This is a genomic window from Comamonas resistens, assembly GCF_030064165.1.
GTDB classification, from domain to species: Bacteria; Pseudomonadota; Gammaproteobacteria; order Burkholderiales; family Burkholderiaceae_C; genus Comamonas; species Comamonas resistens.
Genome location: NZ_CP125947.1, coordinates 2,091,440 through 2,105,609, shown reverse-complemented (window position 1 = coordinate 2,105,609; position 14,170 = coordinate 2,091,440). Strand labels below are relative to the sequence as shown.

At 63.5% G+C, this 14,170-nt stretch carries 9 protein-coding genes; 5 read left to right on the top strand and 4 right to left on the bottom strand.

From position 1 onward, the window contains the following. Nucleotides 1–47: 47 nt before the first annotated feature. The 4 genes from QMY55_RS09865 to ilvD form a co-directional block, all read right to left on the bottom strand. Nucleotides 48–1,466 (bottom strand): malonyl-CoA decarboxylase, encoded by a 1,419-nt coding sequence (locus tag QMY55_RS09865; RefSeq protein ID WP_283488427.1) that lies wholly within the window; start codon nucleotides 1,464–1,466, stop codon nucleotides 48–50. Nucleotides 1,467–1,698: 232 nt separating this feature from the next. Next, entirely contained in the window at nucleotides 1,699–2,541 is an 843-nt protein-coding gene (lgt, locus tag QMY55_RS09860; protein WP_283488426.1) for a prolipoprotein diacylglyceryl transferase, read from the bottom strand. 127 nt (nucleotides 2,542–2,668) lie between these two features. Further along, a complete protein-coding gene (locus QMY55_RS09855) occupies nucleotides 2,669–3,706 on the bottom strand; it encodes a Bug family tripartite tricarboxylate transporter substrate binding protein (RefSeq protein ID WP_283488425.1) in 1,038 nt (345 codons plus the stop codon). Nucleotides 3,707–3,995: 289 nt separating this feature from the next. Beyond that, nucleotides 3,996–5,855, bottom strand: a complete 1,860-nt coding sequence (ilvD, locus tag QMY55_RS09850; protein ID WP_283488424.1) for a dihydroxy-acid dehydratase — start codon at nucleotides 5,853–5,855, stop codon at nucleotides 3,996–3,998. A gap of 150 nt (nucleotides 5,856–6,005) precedes the next feature. On the opposite strand from ilvD, the gene QMY55_RS09845 reads away from it, so the two are divergent. From QMY55_RS09845 to QMY55_RS09825, 5 genes are all read left to right on the top strand, one after another. Continuing rightward, nucleotides 6,006–6,671 carry a response regulator transcription factor gene (locus QMY55_RS09845; protein WP_283488423.1) on the top strand — a complete coding sequence of 222 codons (666 nt, stop codon included), beginning with the start codon at nucleotides 6,006–6,008 and terminating at the stop codon, nucleotides 6,669–6,671. After that, nucleotides 6,668–8,149, top strand: coding sequence for a sensor histidine kinase (locus tag QMY55_RS09840; RefSeq protein WP_283488422.1), 1,482 nt, complete (start codon nucleotides 6,668–6,670; stop codon nucleotides 8,147–8,149). Before QMY55_RS09845 ends, QMY55_RS09840 begins: the two co-directional genes overlap by 4 nt. 101 nt (nucleotides 8,150–8,250) lie before the next feature. Beyond that, complete coding sequence (locus QMY55_RS09835; RefSeq protein WP_283488421.1) at nucleotides 8,251–9,477, top strand: efflux RND transporter periplasmic adaptor subunit; 1,227 nt, start codon at nucleotides 8,251–8,253, stop codon at nucleotides 9,475–9,477. 27 nt (nucleotides 9,478–9,504) lie between these two features. Beyond that, nucleotides 9,505–12,690 carry an efflux RND transporter permease subunit gene (locus QMY55_RS09830; protein WP_283488420.1) on the top strand — a complete coding sequence of 1,062 codons (3,186 nt, stop codon included), beginning with the start codon at nucleotides 9,505–9,507 and terminating at the stop codon, nucleotides 12,688–12,690. After that, a complete protein-coding gene (locus QMY55_RS09825; protein WP_283488419.1) occupies nucleotides 12,683–14,140 on the top strand; it encodes an efflux transporter outer membrane subunit in 1,458 nt (485 codons plus the stop codon). Before QMY55_RS09830 ends, QMY55_RS09825 begins: the two co-directional genes overlap by 8 nt. Nucleotides 14,141–14,170: the final 30 nt, after the last annotated feature.

Sequence of the window (14,170 nt, the reverse complement as noted above, 5' to 3'; positions counted from 1 at the left end):
GGCTGGTTGTTGAAGGCGCAGGTGTGCAGGAAGACGTCGTCAGCGAATCATCCCTTGCACAGCGATTCGATCTCAGAGGAAACCGGAATCTTGCCCTGCGCCAGCAGGCTGCGGTGCTTGTCCAGGCGCTTCAAGTCATAGAGGTAGTTGACCATCAGCCCCATGGACTGCTTGAGCCCCTTGGATGACAGGTCTGCCGCCCAGTTCAGACGCTCCACACGCGCACCGTTGCCAAGGTGAAAGCGTGCCACGGCATCCAGCGGACGACCCTTGGCAGTTTCCCGCCCCAGATAGCGTGCGGCGCAATACAGCGCCGCCTGACGCAGCGTGGATTTTTCACCGAGAGAGCCCGGGTCTTCCAGCGCCGCCAGCAACTGGGCGGCCGTCACGCCACCGGCAGATTTTTCCAGCGCGGCTTTCTCCTTGTCGTCCAGCTCGGCCAGAGCGGCATCGCCATGCTTGAGCAGCCAGCTGCGCAGCCCCGGAATCGGCGACAAGGTGGCGAAATGCTTGAGTTTGGGGAACTCCTGCGTGAGCGTTTCCACCACATGCTTGATCAGAGAGTCCCCAAAGCTCACACCCTTGAGCCCGGTCTGCGTGTTGCTGATCGAGTAGAAGATGGCGGTATTGGCCTTGGACAGATCGGCGGCGGCCGCAGACTCGTCCAGCAGCGGGGCCATGCTGCCCGCCATCTTGTCCAGCAACGCCACCTCGACAAAGATCAGCGGCACCTTGGGCATGCGTGGATGGAAGAAGCCGTAGCAGCGGCGATCGCTGTCCAGACGGTTCTTCAGGTCGGACCAGCTGCGGATATCGTGCACGGCCTCGTACTGGATCAGCTTTTCGAGCAGCGATGCCGGCGAATCCCAGTTGATGCTGCGCAGCTCCAGCAAGGCAACATCGAACCAGCGGGAAAACAGGTGCTCCAGCTCGGCGTCCAGCGCCACATAGCGCTGCTGCTCCGACTTGGGCAAGGCCAGCAGCTGCGCACGCATATTGATTAGAAATTCCAGCCCGCCCTGAGGCTGGGCAAAGCGCTGGAGCAAGCGGGTGCGCGACGAAAGCAAGGCACGGCGCAAAGCCATTTCGGCCTCGCTTCGTTCGGCATCGCTGCCGGCCTTGTCATAACGCTCACGCGCGACCTGCAACGCCTGGGCATCGGGACCAAAGCGCTCGATGCTCAGCAACCAGAAGTCCTTGTGCGCGGCCGCATCGGCGGCCGCATACCACTCCATCAACGCCAGGGCCTTGCGTCCGCCTTCCACATCGCTGAGTGCGGCATCGGCCACCTGCTCCATATCCTGCAGCAGGCGGCGCAGTTCGCGCGGGGACAGTGCTTCCTGACCGCGGCGCAGCGTGGCATCCAGCCGCTGCGCCAGCGGGCGCTGCTGCTCATCGGGCTTGCCGCCTTCCGCGCCTCGCACCCAGAGTTTGGTTTGCTCAATCCAGTCTGCTGCCCAGCCCATAATATCTCCAGAGTTTCTAGAAGGATAATGCTCTCAATCACGAAGCAAATACCGCTGACGCAGTAACGCTTTGCGCCATTATGTGCAAAGTTTGGGCATCAAAAGCTTCCACGCTTGCCCACTGGCGTGTGGCCGCAGCCCCCCAAGGGGGCCGCTTATTGCCTTGGGGCGGCCCGGCGGCAATAAAAAAACGCAGACCGGATGGTCTGCGTCGGATGATGAGGCTCAAGGCTCAGGCCGCACTGCGCGGCACATCGTAGGCCGCTCGCTTGCCGCACAGCCACCACATGACGATGCCGCCCACAATCATGGGAATGCACAGCCACTGCCCCATGCTCATGCCCAGCGACAGAATGCCCAGAAAGTCATCGGGTTCGCGGAAATACTCTGCCGTGAAGCGGAACACGCCGTAGCCCAGCAAAAACACCGCCGCCACCTGTCCGGGCTTGTGCTCCTTGCGCGCATAAAGCCAGAGAATGATGAACAGCAGCAAACCCTCCATCAGCACCTGATAAATCTGCGAGGGGTGGCGCGGGATCATGGAGCCGCTTTGCGGAAACACCATGGCCCAGGGCAGATCGGCACTGGCCGCACGACCCCAGAGTTCGCCGTTGATGAAATTGCCGATTCGCCCCGCAGCCAGCCCCGTGGGGACGCAAGGCGCTACAAAATCCGCGACCTCCAGCCAGCTGCGACGGCGTGAATGGGCGAACCAGAGCATGGAGCCAATCACGCCCAGCAAGCCGCCATGAAAGCTCATGCCGCCCTGCCAGACGGCAAAAATCTCGAGCGGATGCGAGAGGTAGTAGCCAGGCTTGTAGAACAGGCAGTAGCCAATGCGACCGCCCACGACCACGCCCAGCACGCCGAGAAACAGAATGTCCTCCACATCCTTGCGCGACCAGGCGCGCTCGCCCGTCATGAACCGGAATGGAGGATGGTGCAGACGGCGCGTTCCCAGAAACAGGAACAGGCCAAAAGCAGCCAGATAGGTCAGGCCATACCAGTGCACGGCCAGCGGGCCAATCTGCAGGGCAACGGGATCAATGTGCGGATACATCAGCATGGCAGGCATTGTGCCGCAGTGTGCAGCCAGGCGCTGCAAAGCCCGTCAGGCATGCCAGCAAAAAACACCCCAGGCATCAAAACAGCTTGTAACGTAATACGGTCGAACGTCAGCAGCTATCAATACCAAAGCAGATTCAGCGACCTGTCGGGCGCAGCCCCTGCTCCTGCACGGTCTCCCGCACGGCCTGCGAGGTCTCTTCCATCATCTCGATCAGGCGCTGGGGCGAGCCACCCAGGGCCTGCACGCCCAGGCTTTGCAGACGCTCCTGCACTGCAGGCTCGCGCAGTGCCGCATTGGCGGCGGCGTTCAGTTTCTGCAGCACAGGCGCTGGCGTGCCAGTTGGGGCCACGATGCCAAACCAGGTAATGGCCAGATGGTTGAGGCCGGGGTGGCCCAGCTCCTTGAAGGTCGGCACCTGGGACAGATTGGGCAGACGCTCCTGCGCGGCCACGGCAAACGGAATCAAACGACCCGAGGCCACATGCGGCGCCGAAGACGGATATTGGTCGCTGAGCACCTGGGTCTCGCCCGAGAGCGCGCTGCTGACGACAGGGCCCTGACCCTTGTAGGGAATGTGATGCAGCTTGATCTTGAGGTCGGTGTTGATGCGATCGGCAATCAGGTGACCGATGGAGCCCATGCCGGCCGAACCGATATTGAGCAGATCCGGCTTGCTGCGCGCCAGCGCCACCAGTTGGGAATAGTTGCGCACGCCCAGATCCGGGTGCACGGAGAACACCGAAGGAATGGAGGCCAGTGCCACCACGGGCACAAAAGCCTTGGCCGGGTCCAGGCGCGCAGTCTGCGGCAGCATGATGGGGTTGACCACCAGCGTGCTGATGGTGCCAAGGCCCAGTGTGTAGCCGTCCGGCAAGGCATGGGCCACATATTCGGCCCCGATGAGGCCGCTGGCTCCAGAGCGGTTATCAACCACCACCGGCTGCCCCAGACTGGAATGCATGGCATCCGCAATCACGCGGGCCACGATGTCGGTCGAGCCGCCCGGCGTGAATGGCACGACCAGCCTCACGGGCCGCTGTGGGTAGGCCGACTCTGCAGCCTGTGCCGCCTGCATGCTGCCCATGGCAAGAGCCAGCGCAGTCAGACAAGCCCTCGCGCGTCCCCAGCCTGCTACTTTGGACAGCAAAGGATGGAGGGTGCGCGCGGACATGATGTTTTTTACTTTCTGGGGTCGCCTGACAAAAACGTCACCACGCTTGCCACACTGACGCATGGCCGCAAAAGAGACGTTTATTGCCTTGGGGCAGCTCCGCGGCAATAAAAACAGCCGCTCGACTTGCATCGAGCGGCTGCCTCTGATTGTCCGTCAACAGCTATATCCGTGCCGACGCCATGATGAAACACATCACGACTTGTGCCAGTCAGGTCCAAGCAAGACGTTTGCCCTATGGGCACACGCCTTGTGCATCCTTGTTTGCGGCAAGTCCTGCAAACCTAACTTAGTCGTCCAGCAGGGACAGGTCACGCACGGCGCCGGTATCGGCGCTTGTCACCAGCTTGGCATAGGCCTTGAGAGCTGCAGAAATCTTGCGCGGGCGGGCTTCGGCAGGTTTCCAGCCCTTGGCATTCTGTGCCTCGCGGCGCTTGGCCAGCTCCTCGTCGCTGACCAGCATATTGATGGTGCGATTGGGAATGTCGATGCGGATGATGTCGCCGTTCTGCACCAGGCCGATGTTGCCGCCGGCTGCCGCCTCGGGCGAGCAGTGGCCGATGGACAGACCGGAAGTGCCGCCCGAGAAGCGGCCATCGGTCAGCAGCGCGCAGGCCTTGCCCAGGCCCTTGGACTTGAGGTAGCTGGTGGGATACAGCATTTCCTGCATGCCGGGACCGCCCTTGGGGCCTTCATAGCGCACGATGACCACATCGCCGGCCTTGACCTTGTCGCCCAGGATGTGATCCACGGCCTCGTCCTGCGATTCCACCACATGGGCGGGGCCTTCGAAGACCAAAATGGACTCGTCCACACCGGCGGACTTCACCACGCAGCCGTTCAGGGCGATGTTGCCGGTCAGCACGGCGAGGCCGCCTTCCTTGCTGAAAGCGTGCTCATAGGAGCGGATGCAACCTTCGGCGCGGTCCAGGTCCAGGCTGGGCCAGCGGGTGCTCTGACTGAAGGCAACCTGGGTAGGAATGCCGGCGGGGCCTGCCAGATAGAAATTCCTGACGGCTTCGTCCTGCGTGACGGTGATGTCCCACTGGGCCAGCGCATCGGCCATGGTTTTGGCGTGTACGGTGGGCACATCGGTGTGCAGCTTGCCGGCACGTGCCAGCTCGCCCAGGATGGCCATGATGCCGCCTGCGCGATGCACGTCTTCGATGTGGTACTTCTGCGTGTTGGGCGCTACCTTGCACAGCTGGGGCACGACGCGCGAGAGGCGGTCGATGTCGGCCATGGTGAAGTCGATGCCGGCTTCCTGGGCGATGGCCAGCAGGTGCAGGATGGTGTTGGTGGAACCACCCATGGCGATGTCCAGCGTGATGCAGTTCTCGAAGGCCTTGAAGCCCACGGAGCGCGGCAGCACCGATTCGTCATCCTGCTCGTAGTACTGACGGGCCAGTTCCACGATGCGGTGACCGGCACGCTTGAACAGCTGCTCGCGGTCGGAGTGGGTTGCCACCACCGTGCCGTTGCCGGGCAGGGACAAGCCCAGCGCCTCGGTCAGGCAGTTCATGGAGTTGGCCGTGAACATGCCCGAGCAGGAACCGCAGGTGGGGCAGGCCGAGCGCTCGACCTGGGCCACCTGCTCATCGGTGTAGTTCTTGTCCGCAGCAATCACCATGGCGTCCACCAGGTCCAGCTTCTTGAACTCGATGACGTTGGTCGTGGGGTTGGCCAGCTTGGTCTTGCCGGCTTCCATGGGACCGCCGGAGACAAAGATCACCGGAATGTTCAGGCGCATGGCGGCCATCAGCATGCCGGGGGTGATCTTGTCGCAGTTGGAGATGCACACCAGCGCGTCGGCGCAATGGGCGTTGACCATGTACTCGACCGAGTCGGCGATCAGGTCCCGGCTGGGCAGCGAATACAGCATGCCGTCGTGGCCCATGGCAATGCCGTCGTCCACGGCAATGGTGTTGAATTCCTTGGCCACGCCGCCCGCTGCCTCGATCTCGCGCGCGACAAGCTGGCCCATGTCCTTCAGGTGCACGTGGCCGGGCACGAACTGGGTGAAGGAGTTGGCAATGGCGATGATGGGCTTGTCAAAGTCGCCATCCTTCATGCCTGTGGCACGCCACAGAGCGCGTGCGCCAGCCATGTTGCGGCCGCCAGTGGAGGTTTTGGAGCGATATGCGGGCATGGGGTGAATCTGCTTGTAAGACGAAAACAGACCATTATGTCCCAGCGCCCCAGAGACAACGCTCTGATAAAGCCCATGTCAGCACACCACTGCTTCACATTTGGCGCAAAAATGGCGTCCGACTTTCACCTACCTTGATTCTGGAAAACCATGCGTGTACTTGTTGTAGAAGACGATCCGGCCCTGCGTCTGGGCATCAGCCGCATGCTTCAGGCCGAGGGCTGGCAGGTGGACGTCGTCACGGATGGCGAATACGCCCTTTCCGCAACGGCAACGCAGGACTATGACGCAGCCGTGCTGGACCTGGGCCTGCCCCGGCGCGGCGGCCTTGAGGTTCTCTCGCGCTGGCGCAACCAGGGCAAGGATTTGGCCGTGGTCATTCTTACCGCCAACGACGGGCTGACCAGCCGCCTGCAGGGGCTGAACAACGGCGCCGACGACTATCTGGCCAAGCCCTTCGAGCCCGAGGAGCTGGTGGCACGCCTGCGTGCCGTCACACGCAGGCGCAGCGGCAATGCCAGCAATCTGCTGAGTCTTGGCCGCCTGCGCTTCAACACCGACACCAGGGAGCTGTACTTTGACCAGGAGCGGCTGGCGCTGAGCCCGCGCGAGGCAGCGCTGCTGGAACTGCTGATGTCCTCTCACGGCAACGCGGTGCCCAAGGCACGCATCATCTCGGCCATGTCGAGCTGGGAGAGCAACTTCAGTGCCAATTCGGTGGAAATCTATATCCTCAAGCTGCGTCGCAAGCTGGCGCCGGCGGGGGTCAACATCGTCACCCTGCGCGGCGTGGGCTATGCACTGGAGCTGCTGTGAGCGAGCGCGGCAACCGCCTGAACCTCAATCCCCTGGGCTGGATCAAGCCCAGCCTGCTCAAGCAGCTGATGCTGCCCGTGGTCTCGCTGTGGGTGGCCTGCGCGGTGCTGGCCACCAGCACCGCTTATCTGCTGGCCGGGCGCAGCACCAGCACCTCGTTCGACCGGCTGCTGGCCGACGATGCCCAGGCCCTGTCGGCACAGCTGCGCTGGAATGACGGCGTGGCCAGTTTTGCCGCCAGCAAGGAAACGGCCGACTCCCTGGTATTCGACTCCCTGTCGCTGAGCCATTATTCGGTGCACACCGAAAGCGGCCGCAAGCTGGTCGGCGATCTGAAGCTGGACATCCCTGATGTCGAGCAGCGCCATGAGCAGCAGGCCATCTTCTTTGACCACCTCAGCCGCCATGGCACGCCGCTCAGAGTCGTGGCTCAGCGCCTTCAGCCCGCCAGCGGCGACGAAGCCGTCTGGGTCATCGTGGCCGAGTCCAAGGAAAAGCGCCGCCAGGTCAAGGACGAGATCGCCACGGCCATTTTCCTGCCGGCGCTGCTGGCCGGCTTTCTCATCATTCCGCTGTTCTACTACAGCATCCGCCGTGCGCTGTCGCCCGCACGCCAGCTCAGCGCGCTGGTCGTGGCGCATGGCGACGACAATCTCTCGCCCCTGCCCGTGGAGCAGGTGCCGCAGGAGCTGCGCGAGCTAGTGGCCCACACCAACTCCTTGCTGCAGCGGCTGCAGGCCTCGGTCACCGAACAACGCCGTTTTATCGCCGATGCCGCCCACCAGTTGCAGACACCCATGGCCGGCATACGCCTGCTGGTCGGCGACATGCGGCGCATACAGAAGGCCGACCCGCAGCAACCCATGGACGCCGAAGTGCTGGCCCAGCTCGATGAGGTCGCCACCCGCGGCGCGCGCATGGTCAAGCAGCTGCTGGCCTATGCGCGCGTGGCCGAGGATTCTGCCGCCGAGCCCGAGCGCTTCGATGCCGTGGAGGCCGTGCTGGAGCCGGCGCCGCGCTGGCGCAGCCATGCCGAGGCTGCGGGCAAGACATTGACGGTTCAGAACCATGTCGATCCGCATCAGGAATTCTTTCTGCAGGGCTCGCCCATCCTGCTGGGCGAAGTCATCTCCAATCTGCTGGACAACGCCATACGCTATGGCGGCACACATATCGCACTGCTGCTGCACCACCATGAGGACAGCCTGATCGTGCAGGTGCAGGACGACGGCCCGGCGCTGGACGCCCAGTCGCGCGAGAACCTGCTGCTGCCGTTCTGGCGCGGCAGCCACGGCAAGCCCGAAGGCTCGGGGCTGGGGCTGTCGATTGCCCAGCGCATCGTGGAGCGCCTAGGCGGCAGGTTCGCTCTGGTCAACCGCCCAGGACTCGGCGCCTGCGTTGAGATCACCCTGCCCTGCGAGGTCCAGCGGCTGGAAATCGACGCCACGAGTGGAGACGGGGACGGGACTTCAAGCTGATGTAAAGCTTGCCGGGCTTATGTTCGGCTGCATAGGGGCGGACTGCGTCTGCAAGACGGGTACCCCCTCCTCAAGCAGCTTGAACTCAAGGATGGCCCAACATGTCCGCCCCAGCCCCTCAAAGTATTTCGCCTCAAAAGCGCACCGCCATCATCGCGGCCGTCGCACTCGCCTGCGTGGCCCTCGTGGGCGGCATCATCTATGCCGGCTCGCACAATGCCCAGGCCGAAGAAGCGCCGGTCGAGTCCATATCCGGCAAGGTCGACAAAGGCATGGTCCGCATCCAGCCCGACCAACTGGCCAGCTTCGACCTGGGCCACCCCGAGACCCATTCCTTCACCAATGTGCGCCACTCCATAGGCGTCATCGACTTCAACCAGGACCGCACCAGCAAGGTGTTTTCGCCCTATCAGGGGCGCGTTTCGCAGGTGCTGGTCAAGGCCGGGGATGATGTGAAGGCCGGTCAGGTGCTCTACACGGTGGCCGTGCCCGACATGGCCCAGGCCGCATCCACGCTGATCTCGGCCAGCGCCACGCTGCGCAATGCCAACGAAACCCTCAAGCGGGCAGAAACGCTGGCCAAGGACAACAGCATTCCCCAGAAGGAGTATCTGCAGGCCCAGGCGGATCAGCAAAGCGCCAAGGCTGCCTACGATGCGGCGCGGCAGAATCTGCGCCTGTTCGACCTCAGCGAGGCCGATGTCGGCAAGATCGAGCGCGACCGCAAGATCGGCCTCGAATTCGCGGTCAAGAGCCCCATCGCCGGCCGCGTCACGCAACGTGCCGCTCAGCCCGGACAGCTGGTGCAGCCCGGCACGGACCCAGCGCCCATGGTGATCTCCGACATGCGCACACTGTGGATGGTGGCCAGCGTGCCCGAATCGGAGTTCAGCCAGTACCGTCTCGGCCAGCCGGTGCAGGTGCATGTCTCGGCCTGGCCAGGCAAGAACTTCGAAGGCAAGGTGTCCTATGTGGGCGACAGCGTGGACGCCGACAGCCGGCGCTTTGTCGTGCGAGCCGAAGTCGCCGATCCCGAGCATGTGCTGCGCCCGCAGATGACGGCGGACTTCAACATCACCGTGGCCGCTGCCGAAGACAGTCTGGCCGTTCCGGCCCAGGCCGTGGTGCGTGAAGGCAACGGCCTCGACGTGGTGTGGCTGGCCATGGGCAAGGATGCCAAGGGCCCGCTGTTCACCAAGACCACCGTGGTGCGCGGCAAGACCGCCGACGGCTGGGTGCAGATTGAGCAAGGCCTCAGAAACGACCAGCTGATCGCCCGTAAAAACGCGCTGTTCCTGAGCAGCCTGTACGAGATCGAAGCGCAGTAAGACACCGTCTGCATCAGGAGTATTGCCGTGTTCAGACCTTTGCTGGCCTTTGTTCTTTCGCGCCGCCCCATTGTGCTGCTGGCCCTGCTGGCCTTCATGGGAGCGGGCCTGCTGGCCTTCTCCAAGCTCAATGTGGAGGCCTATCCCAACCCCGCACCCGTGATTCTGGAAATCACGGCCCAGGCATCGGGCATGTCCGCCGAGGAAATGGAGCGCTATTACACGCGCCCCATGGAAATCGGTCTGGCCACCACGCCCAATGTGGACAACATCCGTTCCACCTCGTTCTACGGGCTCTCGTTCGTGCGCGTCACCTTCAAGTACGGCACGGACTACTACTTTGCCCTTTCGCAGGTGGCCAACAATCTGCAGGCCAATGTGAACCTGCCCAATGGCGTGCAGCCGCAGATCCAGGCTTCCAGCCTGGTCGGCGAAATCCTGCGCTACCAGGTCAAGGGACCGTCCAATTACAGCCTGACCGATCTGCGCACGCTGCAGAACTGGGTGATTGAAAAGCGCCTGCTGACCGTGCCCGGCGTGGTGCAGGTCGTGACCTGGGGCGGCACGACCAAGGAATACCATGTCGACGCCGATCCCAAGCGCCTGGAGGCCCATGGCATCACGCTCAAGAATCTGCTGGACTCGATAGGCAACGCCAACCTCAACGTGGGCGGCCGCGCGATCAGCGTGGGCGACCAGTCGGTGAACATCCGCGGCCTGGGTCTGGTCAACAACCTGGACGACATCGCCAACATCGTCGTGGGCCAGAAGAACGGCCTACCCGTACAGATCAAGGATGTAGCAGCCATCAAGGAAGGCACGATTCCGCGCCTGGGCGAAGCCGGCCGCGACAAGCAGGACGATGTGGTCACCGGCGTGGTGATCATGAACCGCACGCTGCACACCAGCGATGTGATCGGCAAGGTCAAGGCGGCCGTGGAGAAGATCAACTCCGACGGCACCCTGCCCGCCGGCGTCAAGCTCGAGCCCTATTACGACCGCGCGGTGCTGGTCGGCGTGACCACGCATACCGTGCTGCACAACCTGATCTTCGGCTGCCTGCTGGTGTTCTTCATCCAGTGGGTCTTTCTCGGCGATCTGCGCAGCGCCGTCATCGTCAGCGTCAACATCCCGTTTGCACTGTTCTTCAGCATCATGATGCTGGTGCTCACGGGCGAATCGGCGAATCTGCTGTCGCTGGGAGCGGTGGACTTCGGCATCATCGTGGATGCGGCCGTGATTCTCGTGGAGAACATTTTCCGCAACTTCCAGCGCCCCATTGCCATACGTGCGTCCATGCTGCGCTCCATGGCCAAGGGAGCGGACGGTGGCCGTACCCAGCCCGGTGACGGCTGGACCACGCGGCTGCGCATGATCTATATGAGCGCCACCCAGGTGGACAACTCCGTGCTGTTCTCGACCTTCATCACGATCGCCGCATTCACGCCCTTGTTCGCCATGCAGGGCGTGGAAGGCCAGATCTTCGGCCCCATGGCGCGCACCTATGGCTACGCGCTGGCCGGCGCACTGATCGCCACCTTCACCGTCACGCCGGTGCTGGCCAGCTATCTGCTGCCGACCAAGGTGGAAGAGAAGGAAACCTTTGTCGTCCGGGCCATTCACCGCATCTACGAGCCTGCGCTGAGCTGGGTGCTGAAGAACACGCGGCTGGTGCTGGCCGGCGGTGTGCTGGCGCTGGCCGGCGGTGCTTTGATGGCCATGCATCTGGGCAGCGAGTTCCTGCCCGCCCTGGAAGAAGGCAATCTGTGGATTCGTGCCTCCATGCCGCCCACGATCTCGCTGGAGGCCGGCCGTGACAAGGCCAACCGCATGCGCAGAATCATCAACGAGTACCCTGAAGTAGTCTCCGTGGTCTCGCAGCACGGCCGCCCCGACGACGGCAGCGATGCCTCGGGCTTCAACAACGTGGAGCTGTTCGCACCGCTGCAGCCCTTCGAGAAATGGCGCCCGGGCATGACCAAGACACGCCTGATCAACGAGCTGCAGGCCAAGTTTGCGGCCGAGTTCCCCGGCGTGAGCTTCAACTTCTCGCAGTACATCCAGGACAATGTTCAGGAAGGCCTGTCGGGCGTGAAAGGGGCCAATTCGGTCAAGATCATCGGCCCCGATCTGAACACGCTGGAAAAGCTCGCCGATCAGGTCTATGAGGTCATGAACCATATCGACGGCGTGGCCGACCTGGGCGTGTTCCACGTGCTGGGCCAGCCCAATATGAACATCCGCATCGACCGCGAGAAAGCCGCTCGCTACGGCCTCAATACCGGCGATGTGGCCAGCACCATCCAGACCGCTCTGGCCGGCACCGAGGCCACCACGGTGCTCGATGGCGAAAAGCAGTTCGGCCTGACCGTGCGCTTCAACGAGGTCAGCCGCGCCTCGCCCGAGAACGTGCGCAATCTGCGGGTGGGTTACACCACGGCCTCTGGCGGCACCTCCTATGTGCCGCTGTCGGACATTGCGACGATCACGCTGGACACGGGTGCCACCTATATCTACCGCGAAAGCAACGAGCGCTACATCCCCATCAAGTTCTCGGCGCGCGGGCGCGATCTGGGCGGCACCGTCAGCGAGGTGCAGCGCCGCATCGCCCAGCAGGTACAGCTACCCCAGGGCTACCGCATCATCTATGCGGGTGAGTTCGAAGCCCTGCAACAGGCCAAGGCCCGCATGATGATTGCCATTCCCGTGGCCTTCTGCCTGGTGTTTGCGCTGCTGTACGCGCTGTTCAACAACTTCACCTACTGCCTGCTGACCCTGGCTTCCGTGCCTTTCACCGTGATCGGCGGCATTCTGGCGCTGTATGTATCGGGCCAGGTGCTCAGCGTCTCGGCCATCATCGGCTTCATCTCGCTGCTGGGCGTCTCGGTCATGGACGGGATTCTGATCCTCAGCGTCTACAAGGATCTGCGCGCTCTGGGCCATGAACCCGCACGCGCGGTTGGCGAAGCCTACCGCAGCCGGATGCGCCCGCTGCTGATGACGGCGCTATCGGCCTGCATCGGCCTGTTGCCCGCGGCCATCTCGCACAGCATAGGCAGTGAAGTCCAGCGCCCCCTGGCCACCGTGGTCGTGGGCGGCATGCTGATCGGGCCCCTGTTCCTGCTGCTGGTCGTGCCTGCGCTGCGCCTGGTGGTGCTGCGCCGCATGAAACCCAATACACGCCGAGAAGGTCTGGGAGGCAAACGTGCGTAAACCATTCCAACCAACCAGCAAGCTGCACGCCATCGGCCTGGCCGCCTGCATCGCCAGCCTGCTCGCTGGCTGCGCCGCGGGACCCGACTATGTGCGCCCCAAGGTCGAAGCGCCGCAGGCGCTGACCCGCGGCCCCGTGGCCACGACACTGCCGGGCAGCGATACCGGCGCTATCAGCGCCCAGTGGTGGCAGGCCTTCGGCTCGCCCGAGCTCGACGCCATGGTGCAGGAAGCCATGGAGAAAAGCCCCAGCATCGAAGCCGCCCAGGCCACTTTGCGCGCAGCACACCAGAACGTGGTGGCCCAGCGCGGCTATTTTCTGCCCTCGGTGCAGCTGGGCTACAACCCTTCGCGCCAGAACACGGGCCAGAGCATGTCGCCACCGCTCAACAACGGGGACTCGCTCTACACCTATCACACGGCGCAGCTCAGCGTCTCCTACAGCCCCGACCTGTTCGGCAGCAACCGCCGTCAGGTCGAAGGCCTGCAGGCCGCCGAGGAAAACCAGCGACTGCAGTTGCAGGCCGCCCGTCTGAGCCTTGCGGCCAATCTGGTGGCAGCCGTCATCCAGACCTCCATGCTGCAGGAGCAGAGCATGCTGCTGCAGCAAGCCGTGGATGCGGCCCAGCAGCAGCTGCAGCATATGCGCAAGCAGCAGGCCAATGGTTACGCCAGCGGCATGGATGTGGCCACCCAGCAAACCCTGCTGCTGCAGTTGCAGCAACAGCTGCCGCCGCTGCAGAAATCTCTTGAGCAGACGCGCAATCTGGTGGCCACGCTGATGGCCCGTACACCCGATAAAGCACCTGAAATACTGCCTTTGGCAAGCTTCAAGCTGCCGCTGCTGCCCCAGGTCGTGCCTTCGCAACTGGTGGCGCAGCGCCCCGACATCCGCGCAGCGGAAACCCAGATCCAGCAGGCCAGTGCGGCCGTGGGCGTGGCCACCGCCGCCCGCCTGCCCCAGCTCGGCATTTCTGCCGCCTACGGCGGCGGAGCCACGAGTTTTGCGCGCATGTTCTCGGCAGGCAACATCGTCTGGTCACTGGGCGCCAGCCTGGTTGCGCCGATCTTCAGCGGCGGCACGCTGCTGGCGCACCAGAAGGCCGCACAGGCGGAGCTGGAGGCCTCGACCGCCAGCTACCAGGGCACGGTGCTGTCGGCGTTTCAGGATGTGGCCAATGCCCTGTACGCCGTGGACACGGATAGCAAGGCTCTGCAGATGAGCCAGGACAGCGAAAGCGCCAGCGCAACCACCTGGAAGCTCAGCCAATCCCAGCTCAAGGCCGGCTATGCCAGCCTGCCCACCGCCCTGGCCGCCAAGCAATCCTGGCTGCAGGCACGCGCCGCCAGCGTGGCTGCTCAGGGCAGCCTGTACGGCGATGTGGTGGCTCTCTACCAGTCGCTGGGCGGAGGTGTGCTCGACGCAGACACAGCAGCACGCCAGCCTTGAAGTAAAAGACTCCCTGTTTGACCCGGCCTA

What these genes read in the sequence shown, in the direction of transcription:
- QMY55_RS09865 (WP_283488427.1), bottom strand. Translation starts at nt 1,466, where the DNA reads ATGGGCTGGGCAGCAGACTGGATTGAGCAAACCAAACTCTGGGTGCGA.
- lgt (WP_283488426.1), bottom strand. Translation starts at nt 2,541, where the DNA reads ATGCCTGCCATGCTGATGTATCCGCACATTGATCCCGTTGCCCTGCAG.
- QMY55_RS09855 (WP_283488425.1), bottom strand. Translation starts at nt 3,706, where the DNA reads ATGTCCGCGCGCACCCTCCATCCTTTGCTGTCCAAAGTAGCAGGCTGG.
- ilvD (WP_283488424.1), bottom strand. Translation starts at nt 5,855, where the DNA reads ATGCCCGCATATCGCTCCAAAACCTCCACTGGCGGCCGCAACATGGCT.
- QMY55_RS09845 (WP_283488423.1), top strand. Translation starts at nt 6,006, where the DNA reads ATGCGTGTACTTGTTGTAGAAGACGATCCGGCCCTGCGTCTGGGCATC.
- QMY55_RS09835 (WP_283488421.1), top strand. Translation starts at nt 8,251, where the DNA reads ATGTCCGCCCCAGCCCCTCAAAGTATTTCGCCTCAAAAGCGCACCGCC.